The sequence below is a fragment of the Streptomyces sp. TRM70350 genome (assembly GCF_019219825.1).
GTDB lineage: Bacteria > Actinomycetota > Actinomycetes > Streptomycetales > Streptomycetaceae > Streptomyces.
Genome location: NZ_JAHUXH010000043.1, coordinates 29,709 through 50,100 on the forward strand (window position 1 = coordinate 29,709; position 20,392 = coordinate 50,100).

Consider the following 20,392-nt stretch of genomic DNA (forward strand, 5'->3'; position numbering starts at 1 on the left):
GTTCGCCGTGGGGCTTTTGACATACGGCGACTGCGGGTCGTGTGTGGCTGATCGCGCCGTTCCCCGCGCCCCTTGGGGACGTGAAGGGCGCCCGGCGTTTGTGCCGGGCGCCCTCTCTCATTGCTCGTCGTTCGGGAGGAACGGGGTCTCCGGTGTGGTCCCGTCCGTCGGTTCGTCGGTGGTCGGGGTCTCCGTCGGCTCCTGGGTCGTCGGGGTCTCCGTCGGCTCCTGGGTCGTCGGGGTCTCCGTCGGCTCCTCGGTGGCCGGGGTCTCCGTCGGCTCCTCGGTCGTCGGGGTCTCCGTCGGCTCCTGGGTCGTCGGCTCCTCGGTCGGTGTCTGGGTGTACGTCGGCTTCACCGCCGCGCCCTGCGTGGTCTCCAGGTCGAACTTGGTGACCTCGTCCAGCACGCCGAAGGTGTACGCCGCCCAGATGTGCGCCGGGAAACCACCACCGTCGACGCGGCCCTTGCCCGGGAGGGTGCCGGTGGCGCCCGCCATGTTCACCTGCTTGCCGGTCTTGGCGTCCTCGCCGAACAGGCCGACCGAGGTCACCAGGTTCGGGGTGTAGCCGATGAACCAGGCGGATCTGCCGTAGTCGGACGTACCGGTCTTACCGGCCACCTGCTGCCCCTGACGCGCGGGGTTGTCGCGCACCGACAGGCGGGCCGTACCGTCGTCGACCACCCCGGTCAGCACCGAGGTGACGGTGTCGGCGGCCTCGCGGCTGATGAGCTGGTCGCCGATGGGGTCCGGCAGGTCCACCTCGGCGTCCTTGTGCTCGGCCGAGGCCAGGATCGCCGGCGTGACCTTCTTGCCGTGGTTGTCGAGGGTGGCGTAGATCCCCGCCATCTCCAGCGGGCTCGCGCCCATGGAGCCGAGCGTCTGGGCCGGCACCGCCTGCATGCCCTCGGTGTCCATGCCGAGCCTGTCGGCGACCTCCATCACCGTGTCCATGCCGACGTCGACGCCCATCTGCGCGAAGACGGAGTTGATGGACTTGTTCATGGCGGTCTGCACGGTGACGTCGCCGTAGTCGGCCTCGTCCTCGTTCGGCGGTGCGAAGCCGACCTTCCTGCCGTTGTCCGTGACCTGGTGCCTGCTGTCACCGTCGTAGATCGTGTTCGCGGTGATCGGCTCGCCGTCCTGGGTCTCGGCGCCCTCCTCCACGGCGGCGGCCAGGATCACCGGCTTGAAGGTGGAGGCCGGCTGGTAGTCGCGGCGGGTCGCGTTGTTCCGGTAGTGCTTGACGTAGTCCACGCCGCCGTACATCGCGACGACCTTGCCGGTCTTCGGGTCGACGGACACGGCGCCGGGCTGGATGTTCCCGTCGACCTTCCGTTTCCCGGGGTCGAGCTTGCTGGTGAGTTCGTCCTTGGCGGCCTTCTCCAGCTGTTTCTGCTTCTTCTTGTCGATGTTCAGCGTCATGGTCCAGCCGCCGCGCTTGACCAGGGCGAGGGCGCTGTCCTGGTTCTCCGCCGCTCCCTGGGCCACGAGTTGGCGGGCCAGCTCCGCGTTGGCCGCGTCGACCAGGTAGCCGGCCTGGCCCTGCAGTCCGGGTGTGCCCTGCGGCGCCTTCGGCACCGGGAACTCCATGCCCTGGCGCTCGGAGGCGTTCAGCCAGCCCTCCTCGACCATGTTGTCCAGGACGTAGTTCCAGCGGTTCTTCACCAGTTGCTTGCTGGTCTTCGAGGCGACCGCCCAGTCGTACTGGCTCGGCGCCTGGAGCAGCGCGGCGAGGTACGCGCCCTGCTCGACGGTGAGTTGGTCGGCGTCGACGCGGTAGTAGGCCTGCGCGGCGGCCTGGATGCCGTAGGCGTTGCGGCCGTAGTAGCTGGTGTTGATGTAGCCCGCGAGGATGTCGTCCTTGGACATCCGGCGGTCCACCTTCAGCGAGATCACCAGCTCCTTCAGCTTGCGGGTGACCGTCTGTTCCTGGCTGAGGTAGTAGTTCTTGACGTACTGCTGGGTGATCGTCGAACCGCCCTGTGCGCCCTTGCCGCTGAGCGTGTTGAACACACCGCGCGCCGTGCCCTTCAGGTCGACGCCGTTGTCCTGGTAGAACGTCTTGTTCTCGGCGGCCACGAAGGTCCGCTGGACGTCCTTGGGCACCCTGGCCAGGTCGACGACCTCCCGGTTGACCTCGCCCTCGCGGGCCAGGACCGTGCCGTCGCTGTACTTGTAGACGTTGCTCTGCTGCTTCGCCGCCGCGTTGCCCTCGGGGACCGGCACGAGCAGATAGAGCAGGATGAAGCCGCCGATGCCGAGCAGGCACAGGCCGAGGAACGTGCCGAGGATCTTCCTCCAGGTGAACAGCCTGCGTATGCCGGTCTTCCCGGACTTGCCGGGTTTGCCCCTGCGGCGGCCGGGACCGGTCGGGCCCGCCGGGCTCACAGCGCTGGGCGCGCCCGGCGCGCTTGACGAACGGCGGCGCTTCGGCGCCGCGCGGTGACCACCGCGCTGCCGCGCTCGTCTGTCTTCCGCTCGTCCCATGAGTCCGTTCGCTCCGCTCCGCTCTCGGCTGTCACATCGGTTTCGTGGCTCAGGTCAGCTCAGAAAGCTAACACCGCTCTCTATGACAAAGTCCGACTCATTCGGTCTTTTGCGGGCGTGACAATCAGCACGCTTCCCTACGGAACCGACGCCCGGGAGGGGGTTGGGGTTGCCGTGGCGGGGTAAAGTGATATCACTTAGCTTTGACCTAGATAGAACGAACGGGGGACTTCTGTGTCCACTATGTCCACGCATGACGCACCGGCCGTCGCCGACGTCCCTGCGATGCCCGCCCCGCGCGTCCGTGAGTTCCAGGCGCACAGCATCGGCGGCGGACTCGCCCTGCTCCTGGGCCTGATCGGGCTGCTGGGCGGCATCGCCATGGTGGTCGCCGCCACGACCGTCTCCGCGACCGGCGCCAAGGCAGCGCTGATCGTCCTCGGCGTCCTGGTCGCCATCAGCGCGTTCGTCGCGATGTGCGGGCTGAACATGGTGGCGCCGGGCGAGGCCCGGGTCGTCCAGCTCTTCGGCCGCTACCGGGGCACGATCCGGCAGGACGGCCTGCGCTGGGTGAACCCGCTCACCTCGCGCACCAAGATCTCCACCCGCGTCCGCAACCACGAGACGGCGGTGCTGAAGGTCAACGACGCCTACGGCAACCCGATCGAGCTCGCCGCGGTCGTGGTGTGGAAGGTCGAGGACACCGCGCAGGCCACGTTCGAGGTCGACGACTACATCGAGTTCGTCTCCACCCAGACCGAGGCGGCCGTACGGCACATCGCCATCGAGTACCCGTACGACGCCCACGAGGAGGACGGCCTCTCCCTGCGCGAGAACGCCGAGGAAATCACCGAGAAGCTCGCAGTCGAACTGCACGCGCGCGTGGAGGCGGCCGGCGTGCAGATCATCGAGTCCCGCTTCACGCACCTCGCCTACGCGCCCGAGATCGCCTCGGCGATGCTCCAGCGGCAGCAGGCCGGCGCGGTCGTCGCGGCCCGGCGGCAGATCGTGGACGGCGCGGTCGGCATGGTGGAGATGGCGCTGGCCCGGCTGACCGAGCGGGACATCGTGGAGCTGGACTCCGAGCGGAAGGCGGCGATGGTGTCCAACCTGATGGTGGTGCTGTGTGGCGACCGGGCCACCCAGCCGGTCGTCAACACCGGGTCCCTCTACCAGTGACCGATCCTTCCGAGGCTTCCTCGAAGCGGCGGCCGCAGCAGCAGCGCAAGCAGGTGCTGCTGCGGCTGGACCCGTCGGTGTACGAGTCGCTCGCCCGCTGGGCGTCGGACGAGCTGCGGTCGGCCAACGCGCAGATCGAGTTCCTGCTCCGCAAGGCCCTCAAGGAGGCGGGCCGGCTGCCGGGGGACGCCGGTCCCCTGCCCCGCCGGGGCCGACCGCCACGGGACTCAGAGCCGCAGTAGCAGAACCGTGACAATCGGCCCCCACCAGCGGCGACGTACCGCATGCCCTGAGCTGCACACTGCGCGTATACACACGACGTATACCCGCTGTGTAGAGTGCTCCGCATGTCCATCGGTCACACCCTTCTCGGGCTCCTGGAGTCCGGCCCCCGCCACGGCTACGACCTGAAGCGGGCCTTCGACGAGAAGTTCGGTCAGGACCGGCCGCTGCACTACGGCCAGGTCTATTCGACGATGTCCCGCCTGCTGAAGAACGGCCTCGTCGAGGTCGACGGCATCGAGCCGGGCGGCGGGCCGGAGCGCAAGCGGTACGCGATCACCGACGCCGGGATCACCGACGTGGAGCGGTGGCTCGCCACGCCGGAGAAGCCGGAGCCGTACCTCCAGTCGACCCTGTACACCAAGGTCGTCCTCGCCCTGCTCACCCGGCGCGACGCCGCCGACATCCTCGACACCCAGCGCTCGGAGCATCTGCGGATGATGCGGATCCTCACCGACCGCAAACGCAAGGGCGACCTCGCCGACCAGTTGATCTGCGACCACGCGCTGTTCCATCTGGAGGCCGATCTGCGCTGGCTGGAACTGACCGCCGCGCGGCTCGACAAGCTGGCGGAGGTGGTGGCGAAGTGACTCCCTCCGGTTCCCTGCTCGTGGCCGAGGGCCTGCGCAAGACGTACGGCCCCACGACCGCCCTGGACGGCGCCGACTTCTCCATCCACCCCGGCGAGGTCGTCGCCGTGATGGGCCCCTCCGGCTCCGGCAAGTCCACGCTGCTGCACTGCCTCGCCGGGATCGTCACCCCGGACGAGGGCTCGATCCGCTACGACGGCCGGGAGATGGCCACGATGAACGACGCCCGGCGCAGCGCGCTCAGGCGCTCGGAGTTCGGGTTCGTCTTCCAGTTCGGCCAGCTCGTGCCCGAACTCACCTGTGTGGAGAACGTGGCCCTGCCACTGCGCCTGAACGGCACCTCCCGCAAGGCCGCCGAGCGCGCCGCCCTGTCCTGGATGGAACGCCTGGAGGTCGACGGCATAGGCCACAAGCGGCCCGGTGAGGTCTCCGGCGGTCAGGGCCAGCGCGTCGCCGTGGCCCGCGCCCTGGTCACCGGCCCGCGCGTGCTGTTCGCCGACGAGCCGACCGGCGCGCTGGACTCCCTCAACGGTGAGCGCGTGATGGAGCTGCTGACGGACGCGGCCCGCTCCACCAACGCGGCCGTCGTCCTGGTCACGCACGAGGCACGGGTCGCCGCCTACTCCGACCGCGAGATCGTCGTACGGGACGGGAAGTCCCGGGACATGGAGCGCGTCGTATGAGGCTCCGTCAGTGGTGCAGGGATCTGGCCATGGGCGCCGGGTTCGCGTTCACCGGGCGGGGCGGCTGGGTACGGGCGGTGCTCACCGCGGTCGGCGTCGGGCTCGGCGTGGCGCTGCTGCTGCTCACCACCGCGCTGCCGAACGCGCTGGACGCCCGGGACAAGCGCGAACAGGCCCGCACCGACTTCACGTTCAGCCAGACCGTGCCGCCGAAGACGGACGCCACCCTGCTCGTCGCCAACGTCGGCACCACCTTCCGCCACGAGGACATCCGCGGCCGGGAACTGGAGCCGGAGGGCCCGAAGGCGCCCCTGCCGCCGGGCGTCGACAAGCTGCCCGCGCCGGGCGAGATGGTCGTCTCCCCGAAGCTGAAGGCACTTCTTGAGTCCCCGGACGGGAAACTGCTCCGCGAACGGCTGTCCGACCGGATCGTCGGCACCATCGCCGAGCCCGGTCTGGTCGGCTCCGCCGAACTCGCCTTCTACCGGGGCGGGGAGGGCCTCGCGTCGAAGCTCGACCACGGCCGGGTGGTGCGGATCGAGCGGTTCGGGGAGCCGATCCAGGGCACCTCCGACCCCTGGGATCCGGTCCTGATCCTCCTCGTCCTGGTCGTCTTCGTGGTCCTGCTGATGCCGGTGGGCGTCTTCGTCGCGGCGGCCGTGCGGTTCGGCGGCGAGGGACGCGACCGGCGGCTCGCGGCGCTGCGGCTGGTGGGCTCCGACAGCGGGATGACCCGCCGGGTCGCGGCGGGCGAGGCGCTCGCCGGGTCCGTGCTGGGCCTGGTCTTCGGCACCGGCTTCTTCCTGGTCGGACGCGAGATCGCGGGCCGGATGGAGGTGTTCGACGTCAGCGTCTTCCCGAGCTACCTCAACCCCTCCCCCGCCCTGGCCGCACTGGTCGCGGTCACGGTCCCGGCGGCCGCCGTCCTGGTCACCCTCTTCGCGCTGCGCGGTGTGGTCATCGAGCCGCTCGGCGTGGTCCGCACGGCCAGGCCGAGCCGCCGCAGGCTGTGGTGGCGGCTGCTGCTGCCGCTGGCCGGCCTGGCGATGCTCGCCCCGATGATCGGCCAGGGCAGTGACGGGGGCGACTTCAACCAGTACCTGGTCATCGGCGGTGTGATGCTGCTGCTGATCGGCGTCACGGCGCTGCTTCCGTGGATCGTCGAGACGGCCGTCGCCCGGCTCGGCGCCGGCTCGCTCTCCTGGCAACTGGCCGTCCGCCGCCTGCAGTTGAGCAGCGGCACGGCGGCCCGCACGGTCAACGGCATCGCCGTGGCGGTGGCCGGCGCGATCGCGCTGCAGATGCTGTTCGCCGGAGTGGAGGACGACTTCACCCACGCGACCCCGTACGACGAGACCCGCGCGCAGATGCAGGTGTCCGTACCGGAGGGCATGCCGCTGGCCCGGGCCGCGGCGGACTTCCGGCGGACCGAGGGCGTGCGCAGGGTGTACGCGTACGCGGAGGGCCATGTCGGCGAGAAGCGCACGGACCCCGAGCTCCTCGCACAGGTGACGGTCGGCGACTGCGCCTCGCTGCGGGAGGTGGCGAAGCTGCCCGCGTGCCGCGACGGCGACGTGTTCGCCGTCTCCGGTGCGGAGTACGACACCGACACCCCCGGTCTGGCCGAGCCCGGCCGCACCCTCTACTTCGACCCCACCCACGAAGGCGAACGCGAGGGCGCGGAGACCCCCTGGACGCTGCCCGCCGTGAAGCGGGCGGAGGCGGCCGCGGACATGACCGGCGCCGAGCGCGGCGGCTTCCTCGTCACCCCGAAGGCGCTGCCCGCAGCGGCCGCGCAGCGCCTCGGCGGCCAGGTCTATCTCCAGCTCGACGCGTCGGTACCGGACGCACAGGACCTGGTACGCAACACGGCGGCGGCGATCGACCCGTACTCCGAGCCCATGCTGTGGGTGTCCACGCAGCGCTCCGAGCGCTACGACTCCATCCGCACCGGCCTGTTCGTCGGCGCCACCTGTGTCCTGGCCCTGATCGGCGCGAGTCTGCTCGTCTCCCAGTTGGAACAGCTGCGCGAACGCAGGAAGCTGCTGTCGGCGCTGGTCGCCTTCGGCACCCGGCGCCGCACCCTGTGCCTGTCCGTGCTGTGGCAGACGACGATCCCGATCGTGCTGGGCCTGGCCCTCGCCTCCGTCGTGGGGCTCACCCTGGGCGCGGTGCTGCTGAAGATGACGGCCACCGGGGTGGGCGTCGACTGGGCGAGCCTGCTGGCGATGATCGGCATCGGCGCGGGCGTCGTCCTCCTGGTGACGCTGCTCAGCCTGCCGCCGCTGCTGCGGCTGATGCGCCCGGAGGGCCTGCGCACCGAGTGAGCTACTCGCCCCCGTCCAGCACGCGCACGGGCAGCGGCCGCAGTGCCTCGCGCAGTGCGGCCGCCAGCTCCTCGTACTCCGCCCCGCGCGCCGCGCCCGTCCGCATCGCCAGCGCGATACGGCGGGTCGGCGCGGGGTCGGAGAAGTACCCGGTGAGCAGCTGATTGCTGCGGCTCGTCTCCACCTTGACGGCGGTCCGCGGCAGCAGCGTGCACCCCAGCCCACCGGCGACGAGCTGGACGAGGGTGGACAGTCCGGCGGCCGTGGTGGTGACCGGCGCGTCCTCGCGTCCCGCCTCCCGGCAGATGTCGAGGGCCTGGTCGCGCAGGCAGTGCCCCTCGTCGAGGAGCAGCAGGTTGAGCTCCTTGAGCGCCTCGCGCGGGATGCCCTCGCGTCCGCCGAGCCAGTGGTCGAGGGGCGTGACGAGCACGAAGTCCTCGTCGAACAGCGGCAGTTCGGTCACCCCCGGGACCCCGAGGGGCACGGCGAGCAGCAGCAGGTCGAGCCGCCCGGAGGTGAGCCCGTCGAGCAGGTTGGCGGTCTGCTCCTCGTGCACCTGGAGGTCGAGGTGCGGATAGCGCTCGTGGACGAGCCGCAGGACGGTCGGCAGCAGGTAGGGCGCGACGGTCGGGATGACGCCGAGCCGCAGCACCCCGGTGAAGGGCGCCCGCACGGCCTCGGCCTCCTCCATCAGGGCCCCCACCTCGCTCAGCACCGCCTTGGCCCGTACGGCGAGGCGCTCGCCGGCGGGCGAGAGGAGCACCTTGCGGGTCGTACGCTCAAGAAGCGTGACGCCGAGGACCTCCTCCAGCGCGGAGACGGCACCGGAGAGGGCGGGCTGGCTCATGCCGATCGCGGCGGCGGCGTCGCGGAAGTGCAGCTGCTCGGCGACGGCGGCGAAGGCGCGCAGCTGGGCAAGACTGGGCTGACGTCTCCTGCCGGTGTTACCAACGGTCACTGATAGCTACCTCCGATCAACTCGACCGAGTGTAGCTATTTCCCGTATCAATGCGCGTTGTGCCACGATCGATCACGTCCAACCCATGGGAAACACTCGCCAAAAGCGGGTGTTTCTTCGCTGCGCTGCAAGGAGAGCCAGTGCTCACTGTCGGTGACAAGTTCCCCGAGTTCGAACTGACTGCCTGCGTCTCGCTGGAGAAGGGCAAGGAGTTCGAGAAGATCAACCACAAGACCTACGAGGGCAAGTGGAAGGTGATCTTCGCCTGGCCCAAGGACTTCACCTTCGTGTGCCCGACCGAGATCGCGGCCTTCGGCAAGCTGAACGACGAGTTCGCCGACCGCGACGCGCAGATCCTCGGCTTCTCCGGTGACTCCGAGTTCGTGCACCACGCCTGGCGCAAGGACCACGACGACCTGCGTGACCTGCCGTTCCCGATGATGGCCGACGCCAAGCACGAGCTGATGCGTGAGCTGGGCATCGAGGACGAGGACGGCTTCGCCAAGCGTGCGGTCTTCATCGTCGACCAGAACAACGAGATCCAGTTCTCGATGGTGACCGCGGGTTCGGTCGGCCGTAACCCGAAGGAGGTCCTGCGGGTCCTGGACGCCCTCCAGACGGACGAGCTGTGCCCGTGCAACTGGAACAAGGGCGAGGACACGCTGGACCCGGTCGCCCTGCTGGCCGGGGAGTGATCCGGGCATGTCCCTCGACTCCCTGAAGTCCCGCATACCGGACTACGCCAAGGACCTGAAGCTCAACCTGGGCTCGGTCATCGGCAACTCCGACCTCCCGGCGCAGCAGCTGTGGGGCACGGTACTGGCGACGGCGATCGCCTCCCGCTCCCCCATCGTGCTGCGTGAGCTGGAGCCGGAGGCGAAGGCGGCGCTGTCGCCGGAGGCGTACACGGCGGCGAAGTCCGCCGCGGCGGTCATGGCGATGAACAACGTCTTCTACCGCACGCGGCATCTCCTCTCCGACCACGAGTACGGCAACCTGCGTGCGGGCCTGCGGATGAACGTCATCGGCAACCCGGGCGTGGACAAGGTCGACTTCGAGCTGTGGTCCTTCGCCGTCTCCGCCATCAACGGCTGCGGCATGTGCCTCGACTCCCACGAGCAGGTCCTGCGCAAGGCCGGCGTCGACCGCGAGGTCATCCAGGAGTCCTTCAAGATCGCCTCCGTCGTGCAGGCGGTGGCGGTGACCCTGGACGCCGAGGCGGCCCTCGCCGAGTAGCCGCGGAGCGACTGACTGCGCGCGAAGACCCCGTCCACCGTCGGTGGGCGGGGTCTCGGCGTGAGGGACGGGCCTCGGACTCCTGGGGCGGCCACCGCCGCTCAGGGGCCCGAGTCGGGTGGCTGGATGGGCGCGCTGTCCGTCGCTGTGGCACCACGCGGCCGCGGGGTGTGGCGCAGGGCACGCTCGTGGGAGTACGCCCGCAGGTAGCCGACCACCGTGTTCGTGACCGCCACCAACGGCACCGCCACCACCGCGCCGCCGATCCCCGCCACCAAGCCGCCCGCCGTCACCGACAGCACCACCCCCAGCGGATGCACCCGTACCGCCCGCCCCAGGATGAACGGCTGCAGGATGTGCCCCTCGATCTGCTGCACGGCGAGCACGACCGCCAGCGTCATCACCGCCGTGAAGACGCCCTGCGTCACCAGCGCCACGACCACCGCCAGCGCGCCCGAGATCACCGCCCCCACCAGCGGGATGAACGCCCCGAGGAAGATGAACACCGCCAGCGGCACAGCCATCGGCACATCGAGGAAGTAGATGCCGAGGCCGATGAAGATCGCGTCGATCAGAGCCACTATCACCGTGCCGCGCACATAGGCGGTGAGCGTCCGCCAGGCCCGAGGCCCGGCTCCCGCCACCCCCGGCCGCGCCGCCACCGGCACCAGCTTCAGCGTCCACTCCCAGATCCGCCGGCCGTCGTAGAGCAGGAAGAGCGTCGAGAAGAGCGCGAGCAGTATCCCGGTCAACGTCTCGACGACGACCGTCACACCCTCCAGCCCCGCGGACGTGATCTGGTCGGTGTTCGCCCCGATCGCCTCCCGCAGGTTCTCGGCGATGTCGTTGATCTGCTTGTCGGTGACGTGGAAGGGACTGTCGAGCAGCCACCGCCGCAACTCGTCGATGCCGTCCTGGACCTGGTCGGAGAGGGTGTCGATGTTCTCCATGACCTGCCAGGTCACGAACCACCCGATCAGCCCCATCACCACGAACCCGAGGATCGCGGTCATCGCCGTGGCCGGCCCCCGCGGCACCCCCATCCGCCGCAGCCGCGCCACCGTCGGCTGCAGCACCGCCGTCATGAGCAGCGACGCCACGAAGGCCAGCACCACCAGCTGTACGGCGCTGATGACCCGCATCAGCACCCACAAGGTGCCCGCCAGCACCAGCAGCCGCCACCCGGCCTCCGCCGCCACCCGCATGCCCCACGGCACGGCCTGCGCCGGATCGGGACGGGTGACGACCGGGACGTCAGGCGCGTACTCGGGGGAGCCCGCCGCCTCGGCCGACTCCTCCGGCTCCGGCTCCGGCTCGGCGTGCGCCCTCTCCGCCTCGGCGCGGCGCTGTTCCCACCGTTGCCCCGCCTCGGTCAGCCGGGCGCCCACCCGACCGAGCCACCCTGGCACTCGCGACATGATCCGTCCCTTTCCCCCAGCTGTCCCCACCACTCCCCCCGGAGTCGTCCCGTCAGACCGTACAGGGCCGGAACTCCACATGCCCGAAGCCCCTCACCGAAGGACGGTGAGGGGCTGGGAAAGGTTGAGTGGGAGGCCAGGGGCCTGTCCGACCGGGGGCTCAGTACCAGTGGTTGGCCTGCCAGAACGCCCAGGCGTCGCAGGGGCTGCCGTAGCGCTCGTTCATGTAGTTGAGGCCCCACTTGATCTGGGTGGCCGGGTTGGTCTGCCAGTCGGCGCCGACGGAGGACATCTTGGAGCCGGGCAGCGCCTGGAAGAGGCCGTAGGCACCGGAGGAGGGGTTGACCGCCCGGTAGTTCCAGTCGGACTCGTGGTCCACGATGTTGCTGAAGCACTGGAACTGCCCGCTCGGTACCATCGCCGCCGCCATCGACTGGATCTCGGCGATGGTGTACGAGCCCTGGGCGGGGAAGGCGGACGCGTCCCGGGTGGCGGAACGGCTGGCCGCCTTCTCCGCCTCCTCGCGCTCCTTGGCTTCCTGGGCCGCCTTCTCGGCGGCCTCCTTCTTCGCGATCGCGGTCTCGGCGGCCGCCTTGCGCGCCGCCTCCTCGGCTTCCTTCTTGGCGCTCGCGTCCGCGGCGATGGCCTGTACGTCGGCCTGCTGCGTCAGGGACGCGGTCTGCACCTGGGCCTGCTGGCCCGCGGGTATGTCCGCGAGGAGCGTCAGGTCGGTTGCCGCCGCCTCGGCGTCATTGGTCTGCGCGGTGCTGCCCGAGGCAACGCCGACGACGCTTCCGACTGCGGTGACCGCGGTGGCCGAGGCCACTGCGAATCCCCGGACCGAAATCCGGCTCACACGGTTTCCTTCCAGCATCGCCCGCTTCGGTGACCCTGGCGGACGCAATCGTGCCCCTGGCACTGGCCTCCCCAACTGCGGGTCACGGAAGGCACGGGCCCGGTGGACAACTCCCGGCAGAGGAGCGCCCCATGATGCTCGGGCGGCATACGACGACGCTATGGAGTTTGGCTGTGGTGCTCCTGTTGTGCCGTACCGCTGGGGGTACCGGTGTGTCGTATGCGGGGCCTGACAGGAGTGAGACTCTGCCGTAACCCGACACCGCAAGGCAATTCCGAGTTGCGTGTGAAAGCTCACATGCCGTTTGGCCCTGGCGGTTTTGAGAAACCGTGACGTGCGAAGGCGCCGCCCGGCTAGGCTCTGAGCCTTTGCCGAACGGCGCCAACTACCGCGTAACCGCCCCGAGATGGGACGAGGGGGTCAGATCACCCCGTCCTCCAGCATTTCGGTCACAAGCGCCGCGATCTGGGACCTCTCGGACCGCGTCAGGGTCACATGGGCGAAGAGCGGATGCCCCTTCAGCTTCTCCACGACGGCGACGACACCGTCGTACCGCCCCACCCGCAGATTGTCCCGTTGCGCCACATCGTGCGTCAGAACGACCCGCGAATTGGCGCCGATTCGGGACAGAACGGTCAGCAGGACGTTCCGTTCGAGTGACTGCGCCTCGTCCACGATCACGAACGCGTCGTGCAGCGAGCGGCCGCGGATGTGGGTGAGCGGGAGCACCTCCAGCATCCCGCGCGCGGTGACCTCCTCGATGACCTCGCGGCTGGTGACCGCGGACAGGGTGTCGAAGACCGCCTGCGCCCAGGGGCTCATCTTCTCGGCCTCGGTGCCGGGCAGATAGCCCAGTTCCTGCCCGCCCACCGCGTACAGCGGGCGGAAGACCATGATCTTCTCGTGCTGGCGACGCTCCAGGACCGCCTCCAGGCCCGCGCACAGCGCCAGCGCCGACTTGCCGGTGCCGGCCCGGCCGCCCATCGACACGATCCCGATGTCCGGATCGAGCAGCAGATCCAGCGCGATCCGCTGCTCCGCGCTGCGGCCCTTGATGCCGAACGCCTCCCGGTCGCCGCGCACCAGGCGGACGTTGCCCTCCGGTGTCACCCGGCCGAGTGCCTTTCCGCGCTCGGACTGGATGGTCAGGCCAGTGTGGACGGGCAGGTCGGCGGCTTCGGGGACGTAGACGTGGCCTTCCTCGAAGAGGATGTCCACCTGCTCGCCGGGCAGGGTCAGTTCGGCCATTCCGGTCCAGCCGGAGGAGTCCGTGATGGCCAGTTCTGCCCGGTACTCCTCGGCGAGGAGGCCGACGGAGGACGCCTTGATCCTGAGCGGGAGGTCCTTCGAGACGACGGTGACGTCGAACCCCTCGGCCTGCAGGTTCCGTGCGACCGCGAGGATCCGGGAGTCGTTGTCCCCCAGGCGGTAGCCGGTCGGCAGCACACTGGGGTCCGAGTGGTTGAGCTCGACACGGAGCGTTCCGCCGAGGTCCCCGATCGGGATGGGGGCGTCCAGGCGGCCGTAGCGCACGCGGCAGTCGTCGAGCAGACGCAGGGCCTGCCGGGCGAAGTAGCCGAGTTCGGGATGGTGCCGCTTGGCCTCCAGCTCCGTGACCACCACGACCGGGAGCACGACCTCGTGCTCGTCGAAGCGGCTCAAAGCGTTCGGGTCGGCCAGCAGGACGCTGGTGTCGAGAACATAGGTGCGCCGGTCGGGCTTGTGGCGCTTTGTGCTGGTCACCACGGAAGGACGTACCCCCTCGGATGAGGTCGGGGAGCGACGGAGAGGAGCTGGACCGGTCCACGGCCCCGTTGCACAACGGGCCGGGAACCGGCCCTTGGCTGCTTCGTCCGTACGGTGACCGCACGATCGGGCTGGTGCAAAGGGCCTCCCGGGCGGACGGCCCCGTGCCGTCCGCTGAGATCCGACACCCGTGGTTCGGGAGTCGACCTGCTTGCCTTATGCCCTCCAAAACGCGCCGCCATGCCACGGCATATGACGGCGCGCCGGTGAACTCCGTGTGAAGCGTGGTACGTCCGGGTGGCCGGGGCGGGTCCGTCAGCCGCCGTAGCGGCGGTGGCGCGCCGCGTAGTCGCGCAGGGCGCGCAGGAAGTCGACCTTGCGGAAGGCCGGCCAGAAAACCTCACAGAAGTAGTACTCGGAGTGGGCCGTCTGCCACAGCATGAATCCGGACAGCCGCTGCTCTCCGCTGGTGCGGATGACCAGGTCGGGGTCGGGCTGGTCACCCGTGTAGAGGTGTCGGCCGATCATGTCCACGTCGACGGCCTCGGCGACGTCCTCGATGGAGCGGCCCTTGTCGGCGGCGTCCAGCAGCATGGAGCGGACGGCGTCGGCGATCTCCTGGCGGCCGCCGTAGCCGATGGCGACGTTGACCAGTATCCCGTCGACGTGCGCGGTGGCCTCCTCGGCCTCCTTGAGCGCGGTCTGCATCGGGGACGGCAGCAGGTCCGGGGTGCCGACGTGGTGCACCCGCCAGCGGCCGTCGGCGGCGAGGGTGCGCACGACGTCCTCGATGATGCCGAGGAGCGGGACGAGCTCCTCCTGGGGCCGGTTGAAGTTGTCCGTCGACAGCAGCCAGAGGGTGACGACCTCGACGTCCGTCTCGGTGCACCAGCCGAGGAACTCCTCGATCTTCTCGGCGCCGGCGCGGTGACCGTCGACAGGGGTGGAGCCGGCCGCCTTCGCCCAGCGCCGACTGCCGTCCACGATGACGCCGATGTGCTTGGGCACCTGGGCGTGGTCCAGGTGGCCTTCCACCCGGCGTGCGTACAGCCTGACCAGCAGGCCGCGCAGCTTGTCGCGCAGGTTCACGTGATTGTCAGCCCCTCCGTACGGATCGGACAGGTGCGGTCGAGCGCGACTCCTGTCCGTATGACGGTCCCCGGGGGCGAAGCCTACCCCCGCGGTACGACAGTGCCCCAACGGGAGTTGGGGGCACAAAAAACGGGCCGGTCCGTGGGGGGGAGACGGACCGGCCCGAGGGGGGGCTTCCACCATAACCCTTCGTAAGGGCTGCTGCGTGCATCGGCGCGACACAACTACTCTCCGGAATCGCCCGGCAACGCACCGGTGGCCGCGGAATGCCCGGTTCACGGCCTGTTCATGGCCGGATCCCAGGGGACGCGCAGGACTTTTCCGGCGTCCCCCTGATGGGCGACCCACCCACCGACGACGGCTTGACGCGCGGGAACGGGCCCTGGGCACCGCGCAGCCCCCTCCACTGCGCGGTGCCGCCCGCGCAGCTTTGCTCACGCGAATTACCTTGGTCCGAATTACTCGATGTGTCATGGGTGACGCGAGTGACCGCTGATAACAATGTGGAAAACCCTGGCCACGACTCACGCCCGCGCCGTGCCTGGAGGGCCCTCATAGAGGACAGAACCGGTCGGCTTGCGGGCGTCGACGAGGTGGCGGGTGCTGTGGGCCACGAAGGGGCCCTCCGTCTCGATCCGCTCGTGCAGGGCGCGGAGCTTGTCCTCGTATGCCTCGACGGTGAAGCCGGGGACCATCCAGATCACCTTGCGCAGGAAATGGACGACGGCGGCGATGTCGTGGAACTCCATCCGCAGCCGCTCCGTGCGCAGCTCCACGACCTCCAGGCCCGCCGCCTGCGCGCCCGCGCGCTCGCGGTCCGGGTGGCGGGCGGCGCGCGCCTCCTCTGACTGGGGGCCGAGGAAGTGCTCGACGAGTTCGAAGACGCTGCTGGGCCCGACGTGCTGGGCGAAGTACGTGCCGCCGGGCTGGAGCACCCGCGCGATCTCGTGCCAGGGGGGCCGTACGGGGTGGCGGCTGGAGACGAGGTCGAAGGCGCCGTCGGCGAAGGGCAGCGGCGCGTCCTCGGGCGCGGCGACGACCACGACGCCGCGCGGGCGGAGCAGGGCGGTGGCCCTGGCGGCGTTGGGCTGCCAGCCCTCGGTCGCGGCGAGCAGGCGGGGCTGCCGCGCGGCGGCGCCGAGCGCGAAGTCGAGGACCTCGCCGCCGCCGGTCTGGATGTCGAGGGCGGCACACGCGCGTGCGAGGCGCCCGGCGAGCGACTCGGCGTACCGCCAGGACGGCCGCGCCTCGGTGGCCCGCCCCTGGAACCAGGAGAAGTCCCAGCCCTCCGTGGGCACGGCGGCCCCTTCGGCGACGAGTTCCTCGAAGCTGCGGCGAGGTTCGGTGCGGTGAGGTCCCGTGGGGCGGTGTTCCGTGGGGCGGTTTTCGTCCTGCATGCGGTTGATCGTCGCAGGGCGTTGTCAGTGGCCGCTGCTGGTTTCCCGGCATGGCGAACGAGGGCGGGGCGAACGAGGGGGCGGGCATGCCGTACCGGGGCGGCGAGAAGGCGACGCTGCACGCGAGTCCGGACCGGCACCGGGACGCGGTGCTGTGGAAGCTGGAGGGCCTGGACGACGAGCAGCTGCACCGGCCGATGACACCGTCGGGCACGAGCCTGCTCGGCCTGGTGAAGCATCTGAGGTCGGTGGAGTACCGCGGGGTAGTGGAGACCTTCGGCCGCGAGGTGGAACCACTGTGGTTCGACCCCTACAAGGGCGAGGACATGCGGGCCGACCAGGGCGAGACCACCCAGCAGATCATCGACTTCTCCGGCCGTGCCCGCGCCGCCGCCGACCGCACGATCACCGAGCTGTCGCTGGACGACACGGGCAGCCCGGCGTGGCGGGGGCATCCCGTGTCGCTGCGCTGGGTGATCGTCCACATGGTCGAGGAGACGGCCAGACACGCGGGCCACATGGACATCGTGCGGGAGCTCATTGACGGGACGACGGGCGGCCACCGGCCGACCCGGCTACGGAACCAGGGGCCTGACCTCCCGCGCGGCGAAACCGACGAAGCCCTCCGGGTCGGGTTCGTCGCCCGTCGGCTGCAGGATCACCGTGTCGGCACCGGCCTCGGTGAGCCGCGCGACGGCCTTGGCGACGGCCCCCGCGTCCCCCGCGACCCCGAGGTCGGCGACATCGGCGAGGCCCTCGTCGATGAGCCGACGGGCCCGGCGCACTTCGTCCAGGCCGGTCCGGTCGGCCAGTTGGGCGAGGGCGCGCAGCCGCTCGGGGGGCAGTTGGGGACGGAACACAGCGGCGAGTCCTGTCATGCGCCCTTCCTACCCACCGTTCGGTGAACGGACAACTGTTTACCCGGTCGGCGCGTTGGCCCTGTCGTACCGCAGCAGTACGACGCCGTTGCCGAACGTCCGGCTCTCCACGAGCCGCAGGTCGGCCGGGCGCGTGCCCGGCGGGAAGAGGGGTTTGCCGTTCCCGACGAGGACCGGATGGACGTAGAGCCGGAACTCGTCGACCAGGTCGTGCCGCAGGAACTCGGCGGTGAGGTCGGACCCGCCGAGCCCCAGGTCGCCGTCGGTCCGCCCCTTCAGCGCACGGACCTCCTCGGGGACGACGTCCCGGACGACGGTGGTGTTCCAGTCGGCGTGCTGGAGCGTGCGCGAGTAGACGTACTTCGGCTTGTCCCGCCAGATCCCGGCGAACTCGGCGACCGGTGCGGGGGTGTTGGGGTCGGCGTCGGCGGTGGGCCAGAAACCGGCCATCACCTCGTAGCCGACACGGCCGTCGAGGAAGGCTCCCATCTCGCGCAGCACGTCGTTGAAGTGCTGGTGGACCTCCTCGTCGACGCGGTGCCAGCCGAGGTCGCGGTCGGGGCCCTCGATACAGCCGTCGAGGGACACGGACATCATCAGGACGATCTTTCCCATGGCTCACCTCGGGGGCGGTTGTCGAAAGTTCCTTCGGTTCCTGCATCGAAGGATGTACGACGCTTTCGTCCGGCCGCAGGACGTTCGGGGCGGAGCGCGCCGGGAGCCTGGGGTTATGGCTGGTATCTCGTCGGACAGCACGCGTGCGTCCGCGCACGCCACCTCCTCCCGCCCCTCCCCCAGGGGCGGCCGACTGCCTCTGCTGGACGTGCTGCGCGGGGTGGCGATCCTCGGCACCCTGATGACGAACGTGTGGATCTTCGCCACGCCGGGTTCGGAGTGGGCGTTCCTGCAGGGCGCGCCCGTGGCGGACCCGTTCGAGGAACCGGTGGAAGCGATCTTCCGCTTCCTCGCGGACGGCAAGTTCCTGTCGCTGCTGACGATCCTCTTCGGCGTGGGCCTGGCCATCCAGTACGACTCCGCCCAGCTCCACGGCACCCCGTGGCCGCGCGGCTACCGCCCCCGCGCCCTGTTCCTGTTCGCCGAGGGCACGCTCCATTTCGTCCTGGTCTTCGGTTTCGACGTCCTCATGGGGTACGCCGCCACGGCTCTGCTGGTCGCACGGTTGCTCGTACGCTCCGAACGGGTGCGGCGCGTGCTGATGTGGATCTCGACGAGCCTGCACGTGGCCCTGATGTCGCTGATCACGCTGGCCCTGCTGGCGGACGACTCCGAGCCGGGGCAGATCTCCGCGGACTCCGTGGACCTGTACGCGCACGGCAGCTGGCCGGACCAGATCGGCTTCCGTCTGGAGAACGCCGTCGCGCTGCGCATGGAACCGGTCGTCTCCTTCGGCCTGCTGGTCTTCCTGTTCCTGCTCGGCGTCCGCCTGTACCGCGCCGGCGCCTTCGCCCCGACCGAGCGGGGCCGCCGACTGCGTGCCCGGATGGCGGTCTGGGGACTGGGCCTGGGCCTCCCGTTCAACGCGGCGCTGACCCTGGGCGGCGAGGACTTCTTCTTCCTCGGCCGCTATGTGGCGGCTCCGGTGGTCGCCCTCGGCTACCTGGGCCTGATCGGCGTCGTACTCGACCGCGGCGGCCGCCGAAGGCCGTCACCCACGGCCTGACCTCGGTCGGCCGCACCGCCCTGTCGTCGTACGTCCTCCAGAACGTGCTGTGCACGCTGCTCTGCTACGGCGTCGGCCTCGGCCTGACCGAGCGGTTCGGGTCGGACGGCGGGCCGTGGTGGGTGATGGCCATGTGGGCGCTGATCTGCGCGTTCCTCATCGCAGGCTCGACCCTGTGGCTGCGCCGCTTCTCGCACGGCCCGCTGGAGTCGGTGCAGCGGTGGGCGTTGCGCCGCTAAGGGGTCCTTGCACTATGAGCGTCCGATCAGGTCGCGTGGTCTGGTGCCGTGCATCGCAAGGCGCCGGAGCGCCCTGGTAGCGGGGCTACCTGGGCGTTTCGGCAACGCGGCGAGGTGCGGTGCCAGGCCGCGCGACCCGGGCGGGCAGAGTGCAAGGGCCCCTAAGGCCCGTTCGCGGACTGCCGATACGGTCGGTTCGCACACCGGACGCGGACGGACGGCGGAGGGAGCCCGGGCATGGGGCGGCGTTGGCGGGACGGGCGGGGAGAGCTGGTCGTGCACGGGGGTACGACGGTGCCGCTGGAGATCGCGACGTCGTACCGGGCCCGTACGAGGGGACTGCTCGGGCGGGACGCGGTGCACGGCGCGATCCTGCTGTCCCCCGCGAACAGCGTGCACACCTTCCGTATGCGCATGCCCATCGACGTGGCCTACCTCGACCGCGACCTCGTCGTCATCGCCGTACGCACGATGAAGCCGTGGCGGCTGGGGATGCCCCGGCCGCGCTCCCGGCATGTGCTGGAGGCGGAGGCGGGGGCCATGGCCGCTTGGGGGCTACGGGTGGGGGTCCGGGTGACGGTGGAGGGGGAGTAGGGCGGATCGGGCCTGGGCTTTCGGTTCGGTGATCGGAGGGGCGGCCCGGGTACTCCTCGGCCGCCTCCCCGCCGCATTCGGGGGGACGGCGGGAGGAGCGTGCCGCTATCCGGCGTAGGTCTCGAACTCGGCGACCTGCGGGGTGCCGGACGAACCGGTGATCTGGAAGGTGATCTTGCGTAGTGAGATCTGGGGGAAGATGATGACTCCCGCCCCGCTGCCGGAGGTCAGGACGGCGCCGGTGTCGTGGTTGACGACCCGCCAGGAGCCGATGGTGCCCGCGCTGCCCGGCGTCTCCCTGATGTTGATCTTGGAAACCGAGGTGGCGGACCCCCACTTGATCGAGAGGGAACCGGTCGAGCCGGACGGCGACCAGTAGGTGCTCATGTCTCCGTCCCGCACGTTGCCGTAGCTCGTGCCGGAGGCCTTGCTGGACCCGTCGGATCCGGCTCCGATGCTGAGGTTGGTCCCGCTGGGCTGGGTCGGCGTCGGTGTGGGCGTCGGTGTGGGCGTGGGTGTCGGTGTGGGCGACTGCGGGGAGCAGTTGCCGTCCGACACCTGAAGGCCCTTGTTGGCGCCCGCCGTCGCGCTCACGATGCCCGGCACGCAACTGGCCGCGTCGAGGCGGTAGGAGTACGGGATGCTGACGGTGGTGTTGGACTGCGGGTTCGGGCCGGCCGGGTTGTTCTCGCTGCCCGGGCTGGACCAGGTCACGTTGTCGAAGATGTTGCCGCCGACCTGCCAGG

General features: G+C 70.2%; 18 protein-coding genes and 3 pseudogenes. 11 read left to right on the forward strand and 10 right to left on the reverse strand.

The window, feature by feature from the left end:
• Positions 1–117: 117 nt before the first annotated feature.
• Entirely contained in the window at positions 118–2,490 is a 2,373-nt protein-coding gene (locus KWI83_RS35065; RefSeq protein ID WP_218518427.1) for a transglycosylase domain-containing protein, read from the reverse strand.
• A 243-nt stretch (positions 2,491–2,733) separates the two neighbouring features.
• On the opposite strand from KWI83_RS35065, the gene KWI83_RS35070 reads away from it, so the two are divergent.
• The 5 genes from KWI83_RS35070 (at position 2,734) to KWI83_RS35090 (ending at position 7,551) form a co-directional block, all read left to right on the forward strand.
• Positions 2,734–3,669, forward strand: coding sequence for an SPFH domain-containing protein (locus KWI83_RS35070; protein WP_218518428.1), 936 nt, complete (start codon positions 2,734–2,736; stop codon positions 3,667–3,669).
• Positions 3,666–3,911 (forward strand): hypothetical protein, encoded by a 246-nt coding sequence (locus KWI83_RS35075; RefSeq protein ID WP_218518429.1) that lies wholly within the window; start codon positions 3,666–3,668, stop codon positions 3,909–3,911. Before KWI83_RS35070 ends, KWI83_RS35075 begins: the two co-directional genes overlap by 4 nt.
• A 105-nt stretch (positions 3,912–4,016) precedes the next feature.
• Complete coding sequence (locus tag KWI83_RS35080; RefSeq protein WP_141310442.1) at positions 4,017–4,541, forward strand: PadR family transcriptional regulator; 525 nt, start codon at positions 4,017–4,019, stop codon at positions 4,539–4,541.
• Positions 4,538–5,224: an ABC transporter ATP-binding protein gene (locus KWI83_RS35085; protein WP_218518430.1), complete on the forward strand. Its 687-nt coding sequence runs from the start codon at positions 4,538–4,540 to the stop codon at positions 5,222–5,224. Before KWI83_RS35080 ends, KWI83_RS35085 begins: the two co-directional genes overlap by 4 nt.
• Positions 5,221–7,551, forward strand: a complete 2,331-nt coding sequence (locus tag KWI83_RS35090; RefSeq protein WP_218518431.1) for an FtsX-like permease family protein — start codon at positions 5,221–5,223, stop codon at positions 7,549–7,551. Before KWI83_RS35085 ends, KWI83_RS35090 begins: the two co-directional genes overlap by 4 nt.
• 1 nt (position 7,552) lies before the next feature.
• On the opposite strand, the gene KWI83_RS35095 is transcribed toward KWI83_RS35090, so the two are convergent.
• Positions 7,553–8,509 (reverse strand): LysR substrate-binding domain-containing protein, encoded by a 957-nt coding sequence (locus tag KWI83_RS35095; RefSeq protein ID WP_218518432.1) that lies wholly within the window; start codon positions 8,507–8,509, stop codon positions 7,553–7,555.
• Positions 8,510–8,649: 140 nt separating this feature from the next.
• Here KWI83_RS35095 and KWI83_RS35100 point away from each other — a divergent pair, with 140 nt between their 5' ends.
• Together KWI83_RS35100 and KWI83_RS35105 are read left to right on the forward strand one after the other, a co-directional pair.
• A complete protein-coding gene (locus KWI83_RS35100; RefSeq protein WP_218518433.1) occupies positions 8,650–9,204 on the forward strand; it encodes a peroxiredoxin in 555 nt (184 codons plus the stop codon).
• 7 nt (positions 9,205–9,211) lie between these two features.
• Positions 9,212–9,745: an alkyl hydroperoxide reductase gene (locus KWI83_RS35105; RefSeq protein ID WP_218518434.1), complete on the forward strand. Its 534-nt coding sequence runs from the start codon at positions 9,212–9,214 to the stop codon at positions 9,743–9,745.
• A 101-nt stretch (positions 9,746–9,846) separates the two neighbouring features.
• Here the strand turns inward: KWI83_RS35105 and KWI83_RS35110 are convergent, their stop codons facing one another.
• From KWI83_RS35110 to KWI83_RS35130, 5 genes are all read right to left on the reverse strand, one after another.
• A complete protein-coding gene (locus tag KWI83_RS35110) occupies positions 9,847–11,163 on the reverse strand; it encodes an AI-2E family transporter (protein ID WP_218518435.1) in 1,317 nt (438 codons plus the stop codon).
• A 160-nt stretch (positions 11,164–11,323) separates the two neighbouring features.
• Positions 11,324–12,019, reverse strand: a complete 696-nt coding sequence (locus KWI83_RS35115) for a transglycosylase SLT domain-containing protein (RefSeq protein ID WP_218518436.1) — start codon at positions 12,017–12,019, stop codon at positions 11,324–11,326.
• A gap of 420 nt (positions 12,020–12,439) precedes the next feature.
• Positions 12,440–13,765, reverse strand: coding sequence for a PhoH family protein (locus KWI83_RS35120; protein WP_218518437.1), 1,326 nt, complete (start codon positions 13,763–13,765; stop codon positions 12,440–12,442).
• Between the two features lie 315 nt (positions 13,766–14,080).
• Positions 14,081–14,854 carry an isoprenyl transferase gene (locus tag KWI83_RS35125; protein ID WP_218518438.1) on the reverse strand — a complete coding sequence of 258 codons (774 nt, stop codon included), beginning with the start codon at positions 14,852–14,854 and terminating at the stop codon, positions 14,081–14,083.
• A 527-nt stretch (positions 14,855–15,381) separates the two neighbouring features.
• Positions 15,382–16,254, reverse strand: a complete 873-nt coding sequence (locus KWI83_RS35130) for a methyltransferase domain-containing protein (protein WP_218518439.1) — start codon at positions 16,252–16,254, stop codon at positions 15,382–15,384.
• A gap of 86 nt (positions 16,255–16,340) precedes the next feature.
• Between KWI83_RS35130 and KWI83_RS35135 the strand changes: the two are divergent.
• Positions 16,341–16,823 (forward strand): annotated as a pseudogene (locus KWI83_RS35135) (DinB family protein); the annotation flags it as partial.
• A gap of 6 nt (positions 16,824–16,829) precedes the next feature.
• On the opposite strand, the pseudogene KWI83_RS39470 reads toward KWI83_RS35135, so the two are convergent.
• Both KWI83_RS39470 and KWI83_RS35140 read right to left on the reverse strand, forming a co-directional pair.
• Positions 16,830–17,060, reverse strand: a pseudogene (locus tag KWI83_RS39470) (LLM class flavin-dependent oxidoreductase); the annotation flags it as partial.
• A gap of 111 nt (positions 17,061–17,171) precedes the next feature.
• A complete protein-coding gene (locus tag KWI83_RS35140; RefSeq protein WP_218518440.1) occupies positions 17,172–17,747 on the reverse strand; it encodes a dihydrofolate reductase family protein in 576 nt (191 codons plus the stop codon).
• A gap of 115 nt (positions 17,748–17,862) precedes the next feature.
• Here KWI83_RS35140 and KWI83_RS35145 point away from each other — a divergent pair, with 115 nt between their 5' ends.
• From KWI83_RS35145 to KWI83_RS35150, 3 genes are all read left to right on the forward strand, one after another.
• A complete protein-coding gene (locus KWI83_RS35145; RefSeq protein WP_308122357.1) occupies positions 17,863–18,813 on the forward strand; it encodes a DUF418 domain-containing protein in 951 nt (316 codons plus the stop codon).
• Positions 18,814–18,833: 20 nt separating this feature from the next.
• Complete coding sequence (locus KWI83_RS40150; RefSeq protein WP_308122359.1) at positions 18,834–19,052, forward strand: DUF418 domain-containing protein; 219 nt, start codon at positions 18,834–18,836, stop codon at positions 19,050–19,052.
• A gap of 237 nt (positions 19,053–19,289) precedes the next feature.
• Positions 19,290–19,646: a DUF192 domain-containing protein gene (locus KWI83_RS35150; RefSeq protein ID WP_218518441.1), complete on the forward strand. Its 357-nt coding sequence runs from the start codon at positions 19,290–19,292 to the stop codon at positions 19,644–19,646.
• Between the two features lie 105 nt (positions 19,647–19,751).
• On the opposite strand, the pseudogene KWI83_RS35155 reads toward KWI83_RS35150, so the two are convergent.
• Positions 19,752–20,392: pseudogene (locus tag KWI83_RS35155) on the reverse strand (pectate lyase); the annotation flags it as partial.

Coding starts and splice junctions, on each gene's coding strand:
- KWI83_RS35130 (WP_218518439.1), bottom strand. CDS start 16,254: ATGCAGGACGAAAACCGCCCCACGGAACACCGCCCCACGGGACCTCAC.
- KWI83_RS35065 (WP_218518427.1), bottom strand. CDS start 2,490: ATGGGACGAGCGGAAGACAGACGAGCGCGGCAGCGCGGTGGTCACCGC.
- KWI83_RS35105 (WP_218518434.1), top strand. CDS start 9,212: ATGTCCCTCGACTCCCTGAAGTCCCGCATACCGGACTACGCCAAGGAC.
- KWI83_RS35070 (WP_218518428.1), top strand. CDS start 2,734: ATGTCCACGCATGACGCACCGGCCGTCGCCGACGTCCCTGCGATGCCC.
- KWI83_RS35090 (WP_218518431.1), top strand. CDS start 5,221: ATGAGGCTCCGTCAGTGGTGCAGGGATCTGGCCATGGGCGCCGGGTTC.
- KWI83_RS35140 (WP_218518440.1), bottom strand. CDS start 17,747: ATGGGAAAGATCGTCCTGATGATGTCCGTGTCCCTCGACGGCTGTATC.
- KWI83_RS35145 (WP_308122357.1), top strand. CDS start 17,863: ATGGCTGGTATCTCGTCGGACAGCACGCGTGCGTCCGCGCACGCCACC.
- KWI83_RS35080 (WP_141310442.1), top strand. CDS start 4,017: ATGTCCATCGGTCACACCCTTCTCGGGCTCCTGGAGTCCGGCCCCCGC.
- KWI83_RS35110 (WP_218518435.1), bottom strand. CDS start 11,163: ATGTCGCGAGTGCCAGGGTGGCTCGGTCGGGTGGGCGCCCGGCTGACC.
- KWI83_RS35150 (WP_218518441.1), top strand. CDS start 19,290: ATGGGGCGGCGTTGGCGGGACGGGCGGGGAGAGCTGGTCGTGCACGGG.